Source organism: Paludibaculum fermentans (assembly GCF_015277775.1).
Lineage (GTDB): Bacteria > Acidobacteriota > Terriglobia > Bryobacterales > Bryobacteraceae > Paludibaculum > Paludibaculum fermentans.
In genome coordinates this window covers 1,683,609-1,704,051 of sequence record NZ_CP063849.1, presented here as the reverse complement: position 1 = coordinate 1,704,051, position 20,443 = coordinate 1,683,609, and the positions used below count along the sequence as shown (strand labels likewise).

Annotated in this window: 15 protein-coding genes; 10 read left to right on the top strand and 5 right to left on the bottom strand. The window is 62.2% G+C overall.

Annotated elements, in window-relative coordinates:
* Nucleotides 1-12: 12 nt before the first annotated feature.
* The 3 genes from IRI77_RS06715 to IRI77_RS06705 form a co-directional block, all read right to left on the bottom strand.
* Nucleotides 13-342 carry a PadR family transcriptional regulator gene (locus IRI77_RS06715; protein ID WP_194451301.1) on the bottom strand — a complete coding sequence of 110 codons (330 nt, stop codon included), beginning with the start codon at nucleotides 340-342 and terminating at the stop codon, nucleotides 13-15.
* 72 nt (nucleotides 343-414) lie between these two features.
* On the bottom strand, nucleotides 415-4,002 hold the full coding sequence (locus IRI77_RS06710) for a hypothetical protein (RefSeq protein WP_194451300.1): 3,588 nt from the start codon (nucleotides 4,000-4,002) through the stop codon (nucleotides 415-417).
* Between the two features lie 162 nt (nucleotides 4,003-4,164).
* Entirely contained in the window at nucleotides 4,165-5,880 is a 1,716-nt protein-coding gene (locus IRI77_RS06705; protein ID WP_194451299.1) for a hypothetical protein, read from the bottom strand.
* 125 nt (nucleotides 5,881-6,005) lie between these two features.
* Between IRI77_RS06705 and IRI77_RS06700 the strand changes: the two genes are divergently transcribed.
* The 4 genes from IRI77_RS06700 to IRI77_RS06685 all read left to right on the top strand — a co-directional run bounded on the left by IRI77_RS06700 (nucleotide 6,006) and on the right by IRI77_RS06685 (nucleotide 9,895).
* Nucleotides 6,006-7,178: an MFS transporter gene (locus tag IRI77_RS06700; RefSeq protein WP_194451298.1), complete on the top strand. Its 1,173-nt coding sequence runs from the start codon at nucleotides 6,006-6,008 to the stop codon at nucleotides 7,176-7,178.
* Nucleotides 7,175-7,855: a 7-cyano-7-deazaguanine synthase QueC gene (queC, locus tag IRI77_RS06695; RefSeq protein WP_194451297.1), complete on the top strand. Its 681-nt coding sequence runs from the start codon at nucleotides 7,175-7,177 to the stop codon at nucleotides 7,853-7,855. Before IRI77_RS06700 ends, queC begins: the two co-directional genes overlap by 4 nt.
* On the top strand, nucleotides 7,852-8,538 hold the full coding sequence (locus IRI77_RS06690) for a 7-carboxy-7-deazaguanine synthase QueE (RefSeq protein ID WP_194451296.1): 687 nt from the start codon (nucleotides 7,852-7,854) through the stop codon (nucleotides 8,536-8,538). Before queC ends, IRI77_RS06690 begins: the two co-directional genes overlap by 4 nt.
* 145 nt (nucleotides 8,539-8,683) lie before the next feature.
* Entirely contained in the window at nucleotides 8,684-9,895 is a 1,212-nt protein-coding gene (locus tag IRI77_RS06685) for an AAA family ATPase (RefSeq protein WP_194451295.1), read from the top strand.
* 74 nt (nucleotides 9,896-9,969) lie between these two features.
* Here IRI77_RS06685 and IRI77_RS06680 read toward each other — a convergent pair whose 3' ends face one another.
* The gene (locus IRI77_RS06680) at nucleotides 9,970-12,900 is read right to left on the bottom strand and encodes a TonB-dependent receptor (RefSeq protein WP_194451294.1); all 2,931 of its coding nucleotides are present in this window, start codon (nucleotides 12,898-12,900) and stop codon (nucleotides 9,970-9,972) included.
* 107 nt (nucleotides 12,901-13,007) lie between these two features.
* Here IRI77_RS06680 and IRI77_RS06675 point away from each other — a divergent pair, with 107 nt between their 5' ends.
* A complete protein-coding gene (locus tag IRI77_RS06675) occupies nucleotides 13,008-13,760 on the top strand; it encodes a DUF5829 family protein (RefSeq protein ID WP_194451293.1) in 753 nt (250 codons plus the stop codon).
* A gap of 7 nt (nucleotides 13,761-13,767) precedes the next feature.
* A complete protein-coding gene (locus IRI77_RS06670) occupies nucleotides 13,768-14,733 on the top strand; it encodes a nucleoside hydrolase (RefSeq protein ID WP_194451292.1) in 966 nt (321 codons plus the stop codon).
* A 6-nt stretch (nucleotides 14,734-14,739) separates the two neighbouring features.
* Here IRI77_RS06670 and IRI77_RS06665 read toward each other — a convergent pair whose 3' ends face one another.
* Complete coding sequence (locus IRI77_RS06665) at nucleotides 14,740-16,086, bottom strand: sigma-54 interaction domain-containing protein (RefSeq protein WP_194451291.1); 1,347 nt, start codon at nucleotides 16,084-16,086, stop codon at nucleotides 14,740-14,742.
* 398 nt (nucleotides 16,087-16,484) lie between these two features.
* Between IRI77_RS06665 and IRI77_RS06660 the strand changes: the two genes are divergently transcribed.
* The 4 genes from IRI77_RS06660 to IRI77_RS06645 all read left to right on the top strand — a co-directional run bounded on the left by IRI77_RS06660 (nucleotide 16,485) and on the right by IRI77_RS06645 (nucleotide 20,437).
* Nucleotides 16,485-16,847 carry a hypothetical protein gene (locus IRI77_RS06660; RefSeq protein ID WP_194451290.1) on the top strand — a complete coding sequence of 121 codons (363 nt, stop codon included), beginning with the start codon at nucleotides 16,485-16,487 and terminating at the stop codon, nucleotides 16,845-16,847.
* Between the two features lie 39 nt (nucleotides 16,848-16,886).
* Entirely contained in the window at nucleotides 16,887-17,168 is a 282-nt protein-coding gene (locus tag IRI77_RS06655; RefSeq protein ID WP_194451289.1) for a hypothetical protein, read from the top strand.
* Nucleotides 17,169-17,329: 161 nt separating this feature from the next.
* On the top strand, nucleotides 17,330-18,955 hold the full coding sequence (locus tag IRI77_RS06650) for a cytochrome c3 family protein (RefSeq protein ID WP_194451288.1): 1,626 nt from the start codon (nucleotides 17,330-17,332) through the stop codon (nucleotides 18,953-18,955).
* Nucleotides 18,956-19,000: 45 nt separating this feature from the next.
* Nucleotides 19,001-20,437, top strand: coding sequence for a NapC/NirT family cytochrome c (locus IRI77_RS06645; RefSeq protein ID WP_194451287.1), 1,437 nt, complete (start codon nucleotides 19,001-19,003; stop codon nucleotides 20,435-20,437).
* Nucleotides 20,438-20,443 lie beyond the last annotated feature (6 nt).

Here is a 20,443-nt window from a genome sequence, read left to right as displayed (position 1 = left end):
CTCCTTATGAATTCAGGCCATCTTGACAATCAGGCCGATGGCGCGGGAAAGACGCTCCCAATTCGCCTCTTCCTCTTTCAGATACTGCTTGCCCTTGCGCGTGAGCGAGTAGAACTTGGCGCGGCGGTTGTTCTCGCTGCCGCCCCATTCGGACTCGATGAAACCGAGCGTCTCCAGCTTGTGCAGCGCCGGATAGAGCGATCCCTGCTGGACCAGCAGCACCTCTTCAGACCGCTCCTTGATGAGCTGCGCGATCGACCACCCGTGCTGCGGTCCAAGCGTGAGTGTCTTCAGGATCAGAAGATTCAACGTGCCCTGCACGAGGTCGGTCGGCTTGCTCATTACGCCCCCTTGGTTATCTACAAGAAGGAGCATACACCTGCTCTTGTAGGTAATCAAGGGGAGCGTGAAGGATTATTTCGGGACGGCGGCCAGGGGCTCGATCCAACTGGAAAGGAACCGCCCCAGCAGCGGCACATAGCTGTTGATCACACTCAACAGGGGCAACGCACCCAGCACCAGCAAGCGCGTGAGCAACTGAACGAGTTGACCGCCCGGCTTGCCGTCGGGATTGGCCGACAGGCGGCGCAGGATGGAACTCCGTTCCGCGCGCAGGACAATCATGAGCACCGGAATGCCCAGGATGACCAGGAACAGATTCGTCATCCAGCGGATGGAACCCTGCGACCGGAACGGATAAGCGGTAGTGGACAGAACCGCGAAGAAGAAACCGAGGGCCAGAAACCAGATCTGGCACCACATCTGGCTGACGGAGTACCGGATGACGGCCAGGAACCGCAAGGCGAGAAACTCCTCGGCCAGGCTGGTTTCCTTCGAGGAATCCTTGGGTGGCGGTTCGGTGCCTTCCTTCACGGCCATGCCCTTGGCCCACACGGGTTGAAGAAGGAGGGCCGCCGCTCTTGCCTGTTCGGCGAGAGCCCGCTGGACCCAACGGAAATAGAAGGCCGAGAAGCGGTGTCCGCAGGCCTCCGAGAAAAGGTAGCGATCGCAGATCCTCGTCATCGGCGGCAGTGCCGCCCGCAATTGTGCGGCGAACTCGGTCGACTTCGTTTCAACGGCCAGCGCGCGCAGGGTGTCCAGCGACCGGGCCAGCATGATCCGATGGTCCTGGCGGCGCGACGACGGCAATAGCGGCGAACTGGCGAACTCTGGCGGCAGCGCCGTGAACGCGCGCCGCAGCGGCGACCGCTCCAGCGTCAGCAGCAGGCACTGCAAGGGGCGCCACAGCCGGTAGAGACGGACCGCGGCGACCACCAACGCCGCCCACAGCACGGACAGGCCGGCGAAGTACAGGTGGTCGAACCGTGGGCCGTCGAACGACTGGCGTTCGAAGAGCTGCAGCAGGGTAGTGGCGATGAGGGTGGCCGCGGCCACGAAGCCCGCCACGGTGAGCGGTCCAGCCGCGGGTCCGCCGGGTTGGAAGGCGCTCAAGGCAGCGGGAAACACCTCTGGAATGTCGGGACGGACCCGCATGTACAGCTCGTGGCGGCTCATTTGGGTCCAGGCAAGCGTCAGGAAGCCGCAGCCCAGCAGCAGCACGGGCAGGGAAGGGGCCACCCCGCTGAACGCATCCAACGCGCGGAGCCCCAGGAAATGGCTGCGCACGGTGGTGGGATCACCCATGAGGTCGCGCCAGTAGTAGAGGAACGACAGCGCCACGCCCATCGCCGTGAGGATCGCCATCAGCATCGGGATGCGGCGATCGCCGGAAACCAGCCACTGGAAGAGCCCCTCCGGCTGGGCTCGGGGCTCTGGTTCGGGGTGGCGCAGCAGCCTGCGGACCGTTGGCCCCAGCAGGCGCACCACTCCCAGCGCAGCCAGCAGGAGTGACAGCAGCGCCAGCACGAGACCCACACTTTCGAGGGAGGCAAGCGGCAGATGCTCGATCCGCCAATGGGCAAAGGGGGCGGTGAGCACATAGGACATTCCGCCCAATAGCAGGATCCCCAGGGCGTGATACCCGACCCGGCCTTCGAAGCCCTCCTCCCACCACCGGAAACTCCGGAAAGGCCGGGGTACGGCGACCGAGTACACTCGGCTGGGCAGCAACGGATGGAGGATGCTGTATGCGGCCAGGGATTGATACAGGGCCGCCACGCAGAAGATCACGCAAACCAGCAGCGCGGTGAGCCGGCTGAGGCGGCCCGAGACAGGTGGGGAGTCCTCGCTTTGCGCCTGGTCGGATGCAGCTTCCAGAAATGGGGCGGCATCGTCAAGATCGCGTACGGGCCAAAGACTTCTGCGGCCGACGATGCTGAGCCAAATGGGCTCACGCTGCTCCGAGGCAAGCGTCGTGATCGAAGAGCGGCTGTGTTCGTCAGGACACCCGGGCGGCGGCTGCGGTTTGTCCGCCGGCGTGTTCTTACAGCGCGGCGGAAACATCTCGCTCAACACCGTATAGGCGGCGTCGTAAGTGGCGTGCTCAAACTGGCTCGCGGCCAACAACGGAGTCCAATAGGAGGGCACGTCGAAGTGGTGGCGTTCGGGGACAAGCAGATTCTGTGGAGGGGGCAGCAGGCTGGTCACGACCCATACGCCGTCCATCGACCACTTGGTGGTGGTCTGGACGAAGAGCAGATCCCAGTCCTGCACGATCACCCTGAGATTGGGGCACGACTGGCGCAGGTAGCCGGTGACAAAGGTCAGGTCCAGAACATCCGAGGCGAAGATGAAGGCCGTCTCGAAGCCGCCCCGGTTCAGGATGCCGGCGATGGTCTGCATCTGGGCTTCCTGGGCGACGGTGAGATGTTTCACGTTGAAAACCTCGGGCGTATCGCTGCCGGCGGGACTGCCGCGCAGCGAGAGCGGCAACTGCTCCGTCGAAGGGCCGGCGCCGGCCGCCGGTTTGGACGGAGTATCTTCCGGATACACATCCCGCAGTTGGGCGATGCCGCGCGGGAACGAGATGCGCGTGATCACCGGCGCGCCGCGTTTGGCGCCCCACTGCGGCAGCTTGGTGGTCCCGAACGCGGTGTCGCCCTCTGACAGCGTAGCGATGCGCCCTAGCCCCCTGACGTTGTGCAGCAACGCGTTCATCGTGCTCTCGTCGTCCCGCTGGATGGCGGTGAGCTGCACGTGCAGGTCACTTTCGCGCATCTGGCGCCTCGCCTCCTTGACGGTCGTATTGGAGGACACGATGCGGTAGGTGTGCGCCGGGAAACTCAGCCGGTCCTCCCGCAGACACTTGTGCAGGGAGGCAAACGTGCCTGAGTAGGAGGGCCCGATGATGGGGACTTCCGGTGCGTCTGGCGTCAGCGTGGAGCGGTAGTATAGCGCTTCCTTGAACTGATCGCGGCACAGGCCGGAGACATTGGATTCCCCCACCAGCAGCACGAGCAGATAGGCGGTGCCCGAGGTTTGTGCCGCCGGCTCCCACGAAGAGGACGATTGGCGGAACAGGAGTGCTCCAGGCAGGGTGGAAGGAGGATCCAGGCCGGCGGGCACCAACGGAGGAAGCCCCTTCGTCGTGTCGGCGGCGCTGCGCGAACCTGCTGTCTTCCAGGGCACCCAATAGGAATCGAAGAGATAATCGGCCCGTTCAGCGGCGAGCGTGATGCTGTCCAGGGCGCGTCCGTAGTAGAGGGCCAGGCGGGTCATCTCCGGATCAGGAACCAGGGCGATCACCACCTTCAGGTTCTTGTGGGCGCGTGTCACCCAGGGTTGTTTCTCCCAGTGTTTCGTTGCCTCTGGACAGGGTTTCGTCTTGCAGTCGGGGGCTTGCTGGGCAGGGGAAAGCAACTCACCCGAGACGGTGCGCGCAGGGGTCAGTTGGCGGCAGGCCGGGCGCAGCGGCGGCGGAACATCGAGGCAGGCGAGATCGCCTTCTTCCTTTGGATTCGCTGGCGGCGGGGGCGCGGCAGCGGCCGGTTGGGCCCCCGCCGAGACAGGTGGCCCGGGCGTGATGGTGCCGGAACTGACAAGCGCGTAAGCGATGAACAGGATCAGCGCGACGCCCCAGGGCAGTGAGGATTGATTCGCCATAGGCTAGCGGCGGTGCGGTCCGCTCCTCCTTCTACTCCCTGCTATGTGATTCTTTCCCCGATATCGTTTCTATGCGAGACTGTTCTCCCACTACCGTGAACCACCCCATTGAGCCGCGAGTGTCAACGAACGGGCAGCCCGCCAAACTGCCCAACCAACTCGCTAGAGCCAAACCCGCCACCAACTGGGAGCCGCGGTTACTCCACGAACCCAAAAACCCGCGATGGCCGCCCCCAGCACCCGAGGGTCGCCGTTCGAAGGCTGGTATGGATTCACTGACCGCAGCGTGACCTCGACCTCCGCCGGCAGCCCGGAAGGAACCGGCCACCGGCGCTCCAGCCAGGCCACCTGATCGTAGACGCGCCTGCCCTGCGAGTGCCCGTCCAGGAACAGTTCGAGTTCGACGCGGCCCTGGTCCTTGTACTGAACTGGCCCCAGGTTGATGCGCACGAAGAACTCCTTCGCCGCGGCCGGATGCGCAAGGTGTGCGGTGGCCGTGGGTTTGATCCAGCGGAAACCGTTCTCCAGGGGAAACCAGCCGTCGCCCAGCAGCCAGACCGGATTGCCCGTCGCCATCACGATCTGCGAGGGATCCGGCTGCCCTTGCCGCCGGGTACTCGTGATCAGGTGCTTCTTCACCGGGTCCCAACTGATCAAAGCCAATTGCGGCGACTGCAAATACTGCCGAGCCTGCTGGTCTTCGAGCGGGCCGGTCTTGAGCTCGGGATCCGGCAGGAACCAGCGGATGGCGCCTTCGATGCCCCAATTTCGCATGCCGGACGGGCCGCCATCGTAGAGTACGGCTCGCAAGTCCTTCTCGCCCTTTAGAAACTGGCCCAGCGCCTCGACATACGGCCGGTTCTCGAATGCGATGGTCAGAGTCGTCCGGCGCTGCTCGCGCAGCCAGTAGTAGTTCCAGGGAATCCAGACGGCAAAGAACAGGGCGATCCAGGCCGGCTTCCAATTCTCCGTCAGGAACGCGAAAGCGACGGCCAGCCCGATCAGCGGGATGTAGAGGTAGACCCCAAACAGGCGGCCGGGCAGGAACCACATCGGGCCCATGAGCAGCACCAGCGCGCCGAGCCCGAAAAGGATGCGGCGGTCGCGGCGGAACAGCAGCAGGAGCAGGGCTGCTCCGGCATAAGGCAACAGCAGGATCTTGGAAGAATAGAAGGAGAACGTGGTCCACACCGCAGGCGCGGTAAACCGCAGCGTGTAGTCGTTGTCGGTTTGATGGTTCTGGAAGATCGCCTGGACGGAAAACAGGGCGGCGATGCCCAGATACGGCAGCACGCGCTTCCAGCGGCGTTCCCCCAGTACGAATTCGTACAGCAGCAGAACAGCCGGAAGCGCGACGGCCGGCTCCTTTGTTTTGTATGCGATCCAGAACGGAATCAGCGCCAGCAGCCAGTGGCCGCGCAGGTACAGCAGCAGGGTAACCAGCAGGAACGCGGCACAAGCGACGTCGAAGATGAACATCGGCTTCCAGTAGCCGTCGAAGCAGGCCATGTGGAACGCATAGAAGAGGACACCGGCGGCAGCCGGCAGGGGTGGAGCGCCCAACCGGCGCAGCACGAACCAGAGCAGCAGGACGTTCAGCAGGTGCACGAACTGGAGCACGGCGACATACGGGGCGTATTGCAGGCCGGCGAGCGGGCCCATGGCCTTGTAGAAGAAGTGGCCCACGGGGCGGAAGTTGCTGGGCGAAAGCTGCGGGCTGACCAGGCCTTCAGCGAACAGGGAGACCGCGGCGCCACGCGTCTGGACCAGATTGTCGAGGTCGTCGTCGTTGAAGTAGCCCTTGTAGGCACCCCGGTTTGCGATGAGGAAGAACAGCACCAGCGCGGCGTAAAGCGCGGCACCCCGCCAGAATGACATCAGAGGCTATTGTAGCGAGGTGACTCACTGGGAGGGCAACCTTAGAAGGGGCCGGCGCCGTACCCCGCTATACTTAGAGTTCACCCCACCTTTCACCGATGAGCGCAGGCACTGGAGCATGGCCCGTGGCGTCATCGTGGTCGCGGCTCCGCGCCGGCGCTATCACGTTGACCTTGTTCTCGCTCGCCCATTTTCTGGTCGACGTCTACTCCGGGTCCTTGGGCGTCCTGCAGCCCTTCCTGGTCGCCCGTTACGGACTCAACCTGTCGCAAGCGGGGTTAATCGGCGGACTCCTGGTCTTCAGCTCCTCCGTCACGCAGCCAATTTATGGCTACCTTTCGGATAGGTACCGGTCGAAGCTCTTCTCCTGTCTAGGGCCCGCCGTGGCCGGATTGTTCATCCTCGGGGCCACCATGGCTCCGGGCTACGGGGCCTTGCTGGCACTCATGATGCTCGGCGGAGCGGGCGTCAGCGCCTTCCATCCGCAGGGCTCGTCGTGGTCCACCTCCGGCATGCGCGGCGATCGCGGCGGCTGGATGGCGGTGTTCATCAGCGCGGGCACCCTCGGCATGGCGCTGTCGCCGGCCTTCTTCAAGGAAGTGATCCAGCGCATCGGCGTCGACCACCTGGTCTGGGCCGCGGTCCCGGGCGTACTCCTCAGCGTGGTCATGCTCGTGATTGTCCGGGCTCCCGGCGAGACCGGGCCGCGCAAAGTTCGAAGCTTCGATTGGGCGGCGCTTCAGGCGGTACGCGGGCCCATGACGATTCTGTACCTCGGCGTGTTCTTCCGGTCGGCGGTGCAGGTCACCTACGGCCAATTCCTGATTCTCTACCTGAGCAGGGAACGGCATTATTCTCTGAGCGATGCGGCCTATTTGGTCACGTTGTACTTGAGCTTTGGAGCCGTCGGTGGATTCCTCGGCGGACACCTGGCGGAGCGCTTTGGGGCGAAGCGGATTATCGTCCATTCGTTCCTTTGGTCGGTGCCCTGCATGGCCGTCTTCTTCCTGGTGCCGGGACCCGTCGGCGTGGCGAGTTTGATTTTGGGTGGGTTCATCCTTTTGTTTACGATTCCTGTGAATGTTGTTGTAGCGCAACAGCTTGTTCCATCTCAGGCAGCTACCGTTTCGGCCTTGCTGATGGGTTTTGCCTGGGGTATGGCGGGTATGCTGTTTATTCCGCTGACGGGTTGGATCGCGGACCACGCTTCGTTGCATACGGCGCTGTTCGGTTTGCTGGTGTTTCCCGCCTTGGGTTTTGTCTTGACGAGAAGGTTGCCGGAGGATATTGGCCGATGAGGGCAGTGTGCCTGTTGAGCGGCGGATTGGATTCGGCGACGACCCTCGCCTGTGCACTCCGTGATGGCTTTGAAGTATATAGTATTTCATTTGATTACGGCCAAAGACATCAAGTGGAACTTGAATGCGCGCAGCGCGTCTCTGACGCACTTGGCGCCGCCGCGCACAAAGTGATCAAGATTGACCTGCGCGCCTTCGGCGGCTCCGCCTTGACGGCGGACATCGACGTCCCCAAGGGGCGTCCCACCGCCGAAATGGGGGAAGGCATCCCGATCACCTACGTACCTGCCCGGAACACGGTCTTCCTCTCCATTGCCTTGGCTTGGGCTGAGGTGCTCGGGGCCACCGATATCTACCTAGGGGTCAATGCGGTGGATTACTCGGGCTATCCCGACTGCCGGCCCGAGTACATCGAGGCCTTCGAGAAGATGGCCAACCTGGCCACCAAGGCGGGCGTCGAAGGGCATGGCGCACTCAAAATCCATACCCCTCTCATCAGCCTCTCCAAGGCCGAGATCATCCAGCTAGGTGTCTCATTAGGCGTGGATTACGGGTTGACGCACAGTTGCTACGACCCGGTGGAAGGCCGCCCCTGCGGGCGCTGCGATTCCTGCCAGTTGCGGCTGGCCGGCTTCGTGGAGGCCGGGCTGAGGGATCCGCTGGAGTATGCGGGGTGAGAGTCTCCGAGATTTTCACCACTATTCAGGGAGAAGGAATCCTCTCTGGAGTGCCTTCGCTGTTCCTTCGCGTGTCCGGCTGCAATCTCCGATGCACCTGGTGTGACACGCCCTATACCTCCTGGCAGCCGGAGGGGGAAGAGGCGGATCTGGACTCCTTGGTCCGGCGGGTCGAATCGGAGCCCGGCTACCGGCATGTGGTGATCACGGGCGGGGAGCCGATGTTGTTTGCCGAAACCGTCGAATTGACGCGGCAACTGCGGGCGTTGGGCCGGCATATCACCATCGAAACCGCGGGCACGGTGTGGCAACCCGTGGAATGCGACCTGATGAGCCTGAGTCCCAAGCTGGCCAATTCGACGCCCTGGGACCGGGAAGGCGGACGGTATGCGGTGGGCCACGAACGGCTGCGTTACCGGCCGGATGTGCTGCGACGCCTGATGGCGGATTACGACTACCAGGTCAAGTTTGTGGTGGCTCAGCCAGGCGACCTGGAGGAGATCCGAAAGATCGTCACCGAAATCGATGCGAATCCTGAGCGCATCCTCCTTATGCCCGAAGGTGTTTCCGCCGATAGACTGCAAGAGCGTACCGAATGGCTTGTAGAGATCTGCAAGCAGAACGGTTACCGGTTCTGCCCGCGGCTGCATGTGCTGATTTACGGCAATCGGCGTGGAGTGTAGAAGTTCGAACGGCAGCAGGGTTAGTCCGGCATAAACCTTAGCTGGCACCTTAGAGTGTGGATCACTCTGGGGGGCAGGGCTAAGGGGAACGTTCGATTGATGAAATCGAGCATCCGCTCTAATTTGATATCTAGGATATTGGACTATGTTGAGGGGACTTGTCATCTGTCCGGATTCCGAGTTGGCGGAACGGCTGGAACAAGCTCTGTCGGAAACGGGCCAGATCGTACTCGTTCGCGATCTGGATCGGTACCCGACGGAACTTGAGTTCATGCGGTTTGCCCGGGCGCATGCACCGCAGGTAGTATTTCTCAGCACCGAGTCGCTGCCGAAAGCGACCGAGATCATCCGTCTGGTGGATCGCGAATTCCCTGGATTGCAGTTGGTCGCGGTGCATCGTTCGACCGACGCTGAAGTTCTGCTGGATATCATGCGGGCAGGCGTCCGCGAGTTTTTGTCCCTGCCGTTTGCGAATCAAGCCATTTACGACACCCTGGCTCGAGTCGAGGCGGTGGCGCAGAAGCGTCCGGCGGCGGTGAACGCGACTGATCAGCTCTTCGCGTTTCTGCCTTCGAAGCAGGGAGTGGGTACCTCCACGGTCGCCTTAAACGCCGCGGTGGCACTGTCGCGCAATCCGGAAACCGGGGTCCTGCTTCTCGACATGGACCTGACGTCGGGCATCATCGGCTTCATGCTGAAGCTGAACAATGCGCATTCTGTCGTGGAAGCCGCCGAGAACGCCCTGACTCTCGACGAATCCCTTTGGCCTCAACTGGTGACGCGTGTCGGCCAGATGGACGTGCTCCATTCCGGCCGGTTGAATCCTGACTTCCGCATCGAGTCTTCCCAGGTCCGGCATCTCCTGGAGTTCGCCCGCCGCCACTACCGCGCCATCTGCGTGGATCTGTCGGGCAACCTGGAGCGCTATTCGCTGGAAATCATGCACGAGGCCAAGCGCATCTTCCTGGTGGTGACACCGGAGATTCCTTCGCTGCACCTAGCCCGGGAGAAGTTCAATTTCCTCAATGGGTTGGAGCTTGGCGACCGCGTGAGTGTGCTGCTCAACCGCGGCCACAAACGCAGCGTCGTGAGCCCGGCGCAGATAGAGGATCTGCTGGGCGTGCCGGTGATGATGAACTTCTCGAACGACTACCAGGGCGTCCATCGCGCGCTGCAGTCGGGCCGCGCCGTGGATCCGACCACGGAACTGGGCAAGCAGTTCACCAACCTGGCGAACGCCATCCTCGAGAAGAAGACCATGGAAATCGACACCAAGAAGCGGTTCGTGGAGTACTTCTCCATCCTGCCTTCGCGCTACTCCTCGGTGGGCGCCGATCCAAAGAAATCCGCCGGTTAGACGAACTCTCACAAACTACGCAAAAAGGCCGGGCGCCATGCCCGGCCTTTTTTGCGTTCGGAGTGGACCGGAAACTAGAACTCGATCTTGGCCGCGATCTGAAGGATGCGCGGATCACCAGCCGTGGAGGCGGTGCCGAAGATCGCCACCGGGCTGAAGACCTTGGTGGTGGAGTTGTAGTTGAAGGGAGTGCGGTTCACGTTGGCAACATTGGCCCGGTTGGCGAGGTTGAACGCTTCGCCGACCAGGCGCAGCCGGACACTCTCCTTGTACAGCGGCACCACCTTGGTCACGCGGGCGTCGAGCGTGTAGACGCTGGGCAGCGTGTAGATGTTGCGGCCCGTCATCGGAGCACGATCGTTGCGCGTGTTGCCGTCGCGGTTGATATCCGCATTGCCGCCAACCGTGGCCGAGTAAGGCTGGCCGCTGCGGGCATTGAAGATGCCGGAAAGCTGCCAACCGTTCAGGATGTAGTGGGCGAAGGCGTTGTTGTAGCGCTGGAAGTAGTTCAGGTCCCACACGCCGGAGGCCACGAAGCGGTGCTTCACGTTGGTGTCGCCCGCTGCGCGGTCGTTGTTCGGATTGAGGGTGTCCAGCGCGACCTTGCCGTCATCGCTGCCGACAACGACGCTGGTGGCGTCGGGTACGGTATCGATGACCTTGGAGAAGGTGTAGCTGGCCAGCAACTGGAAGTTGCGGGAGAAACGCTTGGTGCCCTGGACAAAGGCTCCATGGTAGATGGAGTCGGCGCCAGAGTCGAACAGGCTGATGCGGCCGAAGTTGGCGTTCGGGCGGTTGGCCAGGCGGGTGTAGATCACCGTGGGGGTCCCGTTGGCATAGGTGGCCGTGTCGGCATACAGCGGGAACAGGTTGATGTCGCGCGTGCGGGACAGGTGGTAGCCGTGCAGGCCAAGGTAGCCGAAGGTCACGGCGTAGTCCTTGCTTAACTGGACTTCGTAGTTAAAGTTCCACTGGGCCGTGAGCGGCGACACGTAGTTCGGCGCAACCACATAAATGTCCGGGGTGCGCGAAACGGTGGGCGGCGCCGAAAGGATGTTGGGGTAGGTGGGCAGGTTGGCGCTGAGCGTGTAGGTCTGCACCTGGATGCCGTTCTGGGACATCGCGGTGCCGGTGAGGATGGACGGCGTGCGCGAGTAGAAGATTCCATAGCCGCCGCGCAGCAACTGCCGGCCTTTGTCGTCCAGGCGATAGGCGAAACCAAAGCGGGGCGCATGGTTGTTCTTGTCGGTGTTGATGCGATTGGTGGCCAGGCCCTGGGCGGCGAGGCCGGCGTCGGGGTTCAACACCTTGGGTTGCGCGTACGAGGCGATGTCGTAGCGGTAGCCGTAGTTCAGCGTCAGGCGGTCCGTGACGCGCCACGCATCCTGCACGAAGAAGGCAAACTCGGCGATGTTCGGCTTGGTGAGCGGCCCGTCGGTGCCGTCGCCGGCAAAGCCCTGGGTGAACTGGAACGGCTTGCGGGCGGCAAAATCGGCCAGGCTGTTGTAGCGGTAAACGCCCGAGAAGTTGCCTGGGAAGAAGTTGTCGATCCGTTCGAAGTTCAGGTCGCCGCCGATCTTGTAGGCGTGCTTGCCGCGCAGGTAGCTGACGGATTCGATGAACTGGTAGCGCTTGGAGTTGGTGTAGCGGGGCGAGAAGTTGTTGCGGCCAAAGGTGAAACTGCCGCCGCTCTGGTTGACGACGGTCTCGGGCGCGGTGGAATTGGCCTCGCCGGGTTCGTCGTCCTTCACCCAGTTGAAGCGGGAGTCGAAAACGACCGCCGAGCCGAACACCTTGCTGTAGTTCACAGCCAGGCTGTTGGTGGACACCAGCGAGTTGCCGGTGTGCTCCTGGGCGCTCTGGTTGCCGCCGTTTTCGAAGTTGATCCCGGTGAAGCGGTGGATGTTGGCGCGGACGCTGAGCCGCTGGGTGTTGGAAAGGTTCCAGTCGACCTTGGCCAGGCCGATGTCGTTGCGATACCCGGTGGTGTAGGGCGTCAGATACTTCGAGAGCTCAGCCGCGCCGGCCTGGGACAGCGAATCGGTGGGAACGGTGAAGTTGAAGAACACCGGATTCGGGTTCAGGTTGCGCTGGCCGTCGTAGCTGAGGAAGAAGAAAATCTTATCCTTCTTGATGGGGCCGCCGACCGTGCCGCCAAACTGGTTGTAGTGGTAGGGCTGGCGCACGATGCCACGCGACTTGTTGATGAACGTGTTGGCGTTCAATTCGCGGTCGCGGAAGAACTCGAAGGCGTTGCCGTGGAAGGTGTTCGTGCCCGACTTCGTCACCACGTTGATGACGCCGCCGCCGGCGCGGCCGATCTCCGCCGCAAAGCCGTTGGTGTTCACCTGGAACTCCTCGACGGCATCCTGCGAGAAAGAGTACGGATTGCGCACACCGGCGCGGCCGGAACTCTGCCCGAAGAAGAGGTTGTTGGAGTCCATGCCGTCGACCAGCAGGCTGTTGGCGGTGCCGCGCTGGCCTCCGAAGGTGAGGTCGCCGCCGCGCGTGTCGCGATTGACACCGGGCGTCAACAGTGTGAAATCGAGGAAGTTACGGCCGTTGATGGGCAGATCCTTGACGGCCCGCTCGTCCACATTCGTGGAGGTCTGGGAGCGGGTAGTCTCGACGAGGGGCAGGTCGCCGCTGACCGTAATGCTTTCCGAGGTGGAGCCGACGGTGAGGGCGGCATCGACGGTCAGCATGGCGCCCACGGTCAGGTCCATGTCGGTGCGCTTGACGCTCTTGAAGCCAGACTTGTCGATCACGAGGCTGTAGCGTCCGACGGGGACGCGGGCAAAGTTGTACAGGCCGCTGGCGTTGGTTTCGAAGACGCGGGTGTAGCCGGTCTGGTCGCTGTTCAGTGTCACCTTTGCGCCCGTTACGGCGGCTCCACTGGGATCAGTCACGGTGCCGGTGACGGTTGCCCCACCGGCCTCGGACTGGGCGAAGAGTACTCCGGTGAGTGTAAACACACCAAGAGCGAGTTGAAGCAATCTAGGCATGAAACCATTTTAAGATGGACAAGATCATGCGCCAGTGAAGTGCGCATAAAGATACAATGAATCTTCTGACGAAACCCTATCTATTGATACTAATGATGTCGACATCAATGGCCCAAAGTTCGATAGAGTTGAACCACTTTTATGTGACAGTCGATTCGGCCACCTATGCGGCGATCGAGCAGAGCTCCTTTCTGAAGCAGGAGTTCGCCAATTTTGAGAAACGCACGACCGTGCGCGCGGACCGCAGCTACACGGGCATCTACTTCTACGGCACCAAAACGTACTTTGAGTTCTTCGATTCCGCACAGGAAAAACGCGCCGTGGGGGAGACCGCCGTTGCCTTCGGTGTCGACGCCGTGGGAGCCATGCCGGACATCGAAGGCGCGCATCGGGACCTGATCACGCGCGGCTGGAACGACCAACAGATCCCCTGGTTCTATCGCCTGAGCCCCGTGCCGCAACTGGCTAAGGGGCTGGAGTCCTGGATCATGGAGTACACGCCGGAGTTTCTCGCGAAGTGGCGGCCGGAAGGCGGCGTGGGGCAGGGTGTGACTCGGGCCGAGGTGCTGAAACGCTACAAGAGCGTCCTGGCGGAGACTCCGGCGGACGCGTATCTTGATGATGTCACAGGCCTTACGCTGGCCTTGCCGGCGGACGAGATGGAGCGCATGATGCACTGGATGGGGCAGGTGAAACCGGCGGTGACGATCCGGTTTCTGCCCATGGGGCAGGGTCCGCACGGGCTGCGCAGTGTGTCGTTCCGCTTGCGAAAGGCGCCGGCGGAGCGGATGACGGTGCGGTTTGGGGCCCGATCCGTGCTGACGTTGAGGCCGGACAAGACGGCGATCTGGGAGTTCTGACGGTCCAATGAACGAACAATACGACTGCGTGATCATTGACACGGATCCAGGTGTCGATGACATGTTCGCCATTCTTTCGGCGCTCGGGTCGAAGCGGCTGAGGGTGAAGGCCCTGACGACGATCGGCGGCAACGTCGAATTGGAGCAGGTGACGCGGAATGCGCTCGGGATCCTGGCGATGGCGGGTCGTCCGGATGTGCCGGTCTATGCCGGAGCAGCAGGGCCGCTATCGGTTCCCTTGCGGACTGCGTCGGAAGTCCATGGCGATGACGGCCTGCACGGATTGGCGTTGCCGGCCCCGCTGGCGCAGCCGGGCCGGTGGTCCGCGGCCGAGCTGATTTGCCGTACGGCCAGGAAGTGCCCGCCGCGCAGCCTGCGCCTGGCCTGCCTGGGTCCTCTGACCAATGTGGCGCTGGCGCTGCGCCTGGATCCGGGCATCGTGGACCTGCTGGGCCCCGTCGTGGTGATGGGCGGCGGCTTCGGGACGTACACCGTACAGGGGCAGGGTGGGGCACTGGTGTCGCAGGGGAATGTCACCCAGTGGGCTGAGTTCAACATCTGGGCCGATGCCGAGGCGGCGCAGGAGGTGGTCAACAGCGGACTGGAGTTGGTCTTCATTCCGCTGGACACTTCGCACCGTACGCTGGTGACGGAAGACCGGCTGGTGCGGATTGCGGGGTTGGAGACCTGGGGCGGCGGGTTGGCGGAGACCCTGCGGGCGTATGGGGCGTGGACAAGGTCACGCTGCGGAACGGCGGGCGGGCCGCTGCACGATCCGAATGTCCTCGCCTATCTGGAATCGCCGGAGCTGTATGAGACCGTACAGGCGACGGTGGCCGTGGAAGCGGGTGCCGGGCCGGAACGGGGCCGCACCACGCTGGGGACCGGTTCCCGGCACCGTGTGGCGCTGAACGTCGACACGGGCGGTTTCTTCGACCTGGTCCAGCAGAACCTGGAAATGGCGCTGGTCTGAGGACGGCTAGCGCAGGTCGAATTTCTTCATCTTATAGCGCAGGGTGTCGCGGGTGATGCGCAGCAGGCGCGCGGCCTGCGTCTGGTTGCCGCTGGTCTTTTCCAGGGCGGAGACCAGCAGGCGGCGTTCGCTATCTTCCAGCGAGATGCCTTCGTCCGGGAAGCCGGGTGCGAACGCGGCGGGGGCGGCCGCCGCGGCGATGGCATTGCTGTGGCTGACGCTCATCGGCAGGCTGGGCGCGGTGATGTAGCTGGAATCCTCCAGAATCATGGCCCGTTCGATCGCGTTGCGCAGTTCGCGAACGTTGCCCGGCCAGTCGTGGGTGATCAGCAGCCGCATGGCATCGGGCGCGATGCCGTCCATGTGGCGTTTGAACTTCTTGTTGTAGTGCTGCAGGAAGAAGTTGGCCAGTGGGGGGACATCTTCCGGCCGCTCGCGCAGCGGGGGAATGGTGATGTGGATGACGTTGAGGCGGAAGAACAGATCCTGCCGGAACGCGCCTTCCTTGACGGCTTCGCGCAGATTCTTGTTCGTGGCGGCGACGACGCGCAGCTCCAGTTTGATGTCCTTGAGGCCGCCCAGGCGGCGGAAGCACTGCTCTTCCAGCACGCGCAGGAGTTTCGCCTGCAGCATGAGAGGAATCTCGCCGATTTCGTCCAGAAACAGTGTGCCTTTGTCGGCCAGCTCGAAGATGCCCTTTTTCTGGGCCCGTGCGTCAGTGAACGCACCCTTCTCGTAGCCGAATAGCTCACTTTCGAGCAGGGTATCGGGGATGGCTGCGCAGTTAATGGCGATGAACGGTTCCGCCTGGCGGGTGCTCTGGTAATGCAGGGTTTTGGCGATCAGGTCCTTGCCGACGCCGTTTTCGCCTTCCAGGAGGATGGTGGTGGCTTCGCTGATGGCGACCCGGCGGACGAAGTGCATCATCTCGAGCATGGCCGGCGATTCGCAGATGATCTCGCGCTTCTGCGGTTCCACCTCGGCGGTGACATCCTTGATAGCGGCGACGGCGCCTTCGAGTTCGCCCTCGGAGTTGTGGATCTGGCTGGTGCGGATGACAACCAGCCTTTCCATGCCGTTCTGGGTGCGGAGCCGCACCGTGGAATTGCCGTTTGAGGGTTGGGTGAGGCCGGTGTGCATGCCGCACCCGGGTTCGCAATCCTGGCATCGGAACATTTCGTGACAGTCTTTGCCGACGAGTTCCTCCGCGCCCATACCGAACAGCTTCTCCGCGGCCGCATTGACCCCAGTGATGAGGTGGTTGGTGTCGTACAGCACCAAAGCGTCCGAGAGTTGGTCGAATACGTGGCTGAGAACGTTTGCGTTCTGCCAGGTTGCCGTTAGTTTGGCCATATGCCCCTGTGAAGACCTATTGTATGGCTCTTGAGGGGGAGATGAAAGGGACTCACGCAGATAAGTGGGGGAATTGCCCCATTGAGGGCGAAGCGCAGTGGGAGATTGCGCGAGGGGCAAGGTCTGTAAGTTGAACATTGAAATAAGGATATGAGGGTCTGCTTATATTTGCCGCATTGGCCTTTTGATTGCAGGTGTGAAAGAGAGTTCTTGAAAGAATCAGGCGAAGCGGAGCCAGGCAGCGGCTTCGGACGGCGGCGGAAGCAGCCGGTCGAGTAGCCGGAGTGGAAAGGAACCGGGTTCCGGCGGGTAGGCCGGACGGAAATAGTTTTGGAGACGAATATCGCGATTGCCGCGCGGAGGCCAGCCGGATCGAGGCGAGAGAGCAGGCGGGAACTATGGGATCCATTCAAGTAGCGATGTGCGACACGGCCCGGGCCGATGCCTTGCGCTCCATGCTGGCGCGCAGTACGCACGTGCCGGTGCAGTGTGTGGAATGTCCCGATTTTGACTCTGCGTGTGTGGTGGTGATGGATGGCGAGCGGTTTGGGGCGATGACACCGCCGCTGAGGCATCCAGAGCGAATCGTTTTGATTACCAGGAATGATGCCGGGCATCTCCGGGAAGCCTGGGAGGCGGGTGTGAACTCCGTGCTCTCTGAGCAGGATCCGATGAACACGGTGGTGCTGGCTGTGCTGGCCGCCTGTTTGCGCACGGGGACAACGAGACCGAAGTCGGCGGGTGGCCGGAACGAACATTGAAGCCGGGCTGTCCGCAGTTGCTGTAAAGGAGATACGATCATGAACCTACTGCCTTTTGCGATTGTCTGGGCTGTTTTAGGTGTCATTGTGCTTTCGTTGGCGCTCATGAGAAGGAGCGTTTCTGCCAACGAGGACGATTCGATCCACCTGGGGGCGGCCAGCGGTGCGATTGATCAGCAGATGACCACGGCGAAGAAACTGGAAGCCATCGACAAGTGGGGCAAGCTGCTCACTGTGGTGCTTGCGGTGACCGGGTTGGTCCTGGCCATCCTGTATGGTATGCAGGTGTGGGACGCCACCTCGAAAGCCGGCTTGGGTTAAAAGTAATCGACCATGGGCCGGCAGCCGCACGGTTGCCGGCCTGATCTGAAAGACTACGGATTGGGCTGAGGGTCGCCGGCGCGGCGAAGAGGGGTTCGATTGCGCCCGCGGCGAAGGATAACTGGATGCGACTGGGGATAACTGTAACTACGCGAAGAATAGTGTTGTGTCTGGCGGCGGCAGCCGGGTTGTGGGCGGGCCAGAAGCCCGTTCCGGCGCCCACCAGCCCGAACTCCGTGTGCCTGGATTGTCACGATCAGGGCGCGAAGCTGGAGAAGTCGGCACATAACAAGGTTGCCTGCGCGTCGTGCCACTTGAAGCACGACCAGTACCCTCACCCGGAAAACCTGCCGAAACCGGCGTGCGTCACCTGCCACGAACAGCCGGCCAACGACTATTCGCAGAGTGAGCATGCGCAACAGATGAAGAAGGGCAACGGGGCCGCGCCGGAGTGCTCCACCTGCCACGGCGGCGTGCATGAACTGGCTCCGGCTCTCTCAGAGGCGTTCCACAAGAGCGTGCCTGAGACGTGCGGCATGTGCCACGACAAGGAAGCGGCTCAATTCAACTCCAGCGTGCACGGGAAGGCTGTGGCGGCGGGAGTAAAGGACGCTCCGGTGTGCACGGATTGCCACGGCGGCCACAAGATTCTCAAGCCGGACAATCCGAAGTCGACGGTTTTCTCAGCCAGTGTGCCGGATACCTGCGGACGCTGTCATGGCGATGTGCGGCTGATGTCCCGGTTCGGCTTGCCGCTCGACCGGATCACTTCGTTCAACGATAGTTTTCATGGCCTGGCGCTAAAAGCGGGCAGCCAGAGCGTGGCCGACTGTTCGTCGTGCCACGGTTTTCACGATATTCTGCCCTCGGACAATCCGAAATCCCGCACGAACGCAAAGAATCTGGCCACCACCTGCGGAGCCTGCCACCCCGGAGCCGGATCGCGGTTCGTGATTGGCAGTATTCACGAGGTGCAGGGCCAGACGGCTCCGCTGCCGCTGCAGTGGGCGAACTTGTTTTATGTGCTGGTCATCCCCGGCACCATTGGGTTCATGTTGCTGCACCATGGCGGCGATTTCGTCCAGAAGACGATGAGGATGCGCTTCCAGGGCAAGATGATTCCCCTGCAGATGCTGCGGCCCGAACAGCCGAAGCACGAACGGATGTATAAGTGGGAGCGGATCCAGCACATCCTGCTGGCGGTGAGTTTCATTACGCTGGCCTATACGGGCTTTGCGCTGCATTTCCCAGATTCCTGGTGGGCTCGCCCGACGCTGGCATGGGAGAAAGCCTATCCGGTGCGCGGCGTCATCCACAGAACTGCCGGCGCCGTGCTGGTGCTCACCTCGATCCTGCACATCATCACCCTGTTCGTGAGCAGCCGCCTGCGCAACCACTGGAAAGAGTTCCTGCCGGTTGTGGGCGACCTGCGCGAGATGGTGGAAGGCACGCTGTGGCGGTTGGGCATGCGCAAGCAGAAGCCGTATCAGTCGTCCCACTCCTACATCGAGAAGATCGAATACTGGGCGCTGGTGTGGGGCACGATGGTGATGGCGGCGACGGGCATCCTGCTGTGGGCCAACAACTGGACCATGAAGTTCCTGCCCAAGCTCTGGATCGACTTTGCAAGGTCAGTGCACTTCTTTGAAGCCGTGCTGGCGACCCTGGCCATCTTCGTATGGCACTTCTACTCGGTAATCTTTGACCCGGATGTTTACCCGATGGACCCGGCGTGGCTGACCGGCCACAGCCCGCGTCCGGAAAACGATAAGAAGCACGGCCATTGAGCGTGCGTGATTGAGGAGAAAAAGCGAGTAAGCTAACAAGGTCTTATGAAACTGAAAGAATGGTTGGCGCCCATAGTCTATCTGGCCAGCAACTGGATCAGCCTCATCGGTGTGGTCCTGGTCACGACATCCGGTATTTTGTGGCTTTTTCTTCTGCCGAGCACCCTGCGCGGGCACTCGCCGGATCCCTACATCGGCATTCTGCAGTTCATGGTTCTGCCGGCCGTATTCTTCCTCGGCCTGGGCTTGATCCCGGCCGGCGTCTGGCTGTTCAAGAAGAGGAATAAGGGCAAGCTGCCCGATGTCTTCCCCCCTCTGGATTTCAGCAATCCGCGCTTCCGCCGCCTGCTGGCGTTTCTCGGTGCCACGACGCTGGCCAACTTCATCATTGGCGGTCAGTTGACGTACAAGGCCGTCAGCTACATGGAGAGTGTGAACTTCTGCGGCCAGACCTGCCACGTGGTGATGAAGCCCGAATTCACGGCCTACCAGAATTCACCGCACTCCCGCGTGGAGTGTGTATCGTGCCACATCGGGCCGGGCGCCAACTGGTTTGTGAAGAGCAAGATCTCCGGCTCGTGGCAGGTGATCTCGGTCACGTTGAAGCTGTACCCACGCCCCATCCCGACGCCCATCGAGAACCTGCGGCCCGCGCGCGAGACGTGCGAAGTCTGCCATTGGCCGCAGAAGTTCGGCGGCGACCGCATCCGGGTGTTCAACAACTTCTCGGATGACGAGAAGTCGAAGTGGACGAAGTCGGTGCTGTTGATGCACATCGGCGGCGGCAACGGCTATGAAGGCATCCACGGCGCGCATATGGGGCCGGGTGTCAAAGTGCGCTACGCGCATAGCGACAAACAGCGGCAGAAGATCCCGTGGGTGGAGTATACGGGCAAGGATGGACAGACGTTCACGTTCAAGGCGGATGGGTATAAGGCCGACGGACCCGGCAACCTGGATGTCCGCACCATGGACTGCATGGACTGCCACAACCGGCCCTCGCATACCTATGAACTGGCTGAGCGCGGAGTGAACCGCGCGCTGGCGGCGGGCGACCTCGATCGCGACCTGCCCTATGTCCGCAAAGTGGCCCTGGAGATCCTGAAGGCGAAGTACGCCACGACCGAAGACTCAGAGCGCGACATTCCCGCGAAGTTCAAGGCCTATTACGAGAAGAACTATCCGCAGGTTTGGGCCAGCCGCAAAGCAGCGGTGGAGAGCAGCGCCAGGAACGTGCTGGCGGTATTCAGCCGCAGCGTGTTCCCGGAGATGAATGTGCAGTGGGGCGCTTATCCGGTGAACCTCGGGCATACGGATTTCGACGGTTGTTTCCGGTGCCATGACGAGCGTCCTTCCACCAAGGGAAACCGTACCATTCCGCAGGATTGCGATACGTGCCACAAGACGCTGGCGCAGGACGAGGAATCGCCCAAGGTGCTGGCGGATCTGGGGCTTGACAAGCCCAGGGCCGTGGGTCATTAAGAAGCA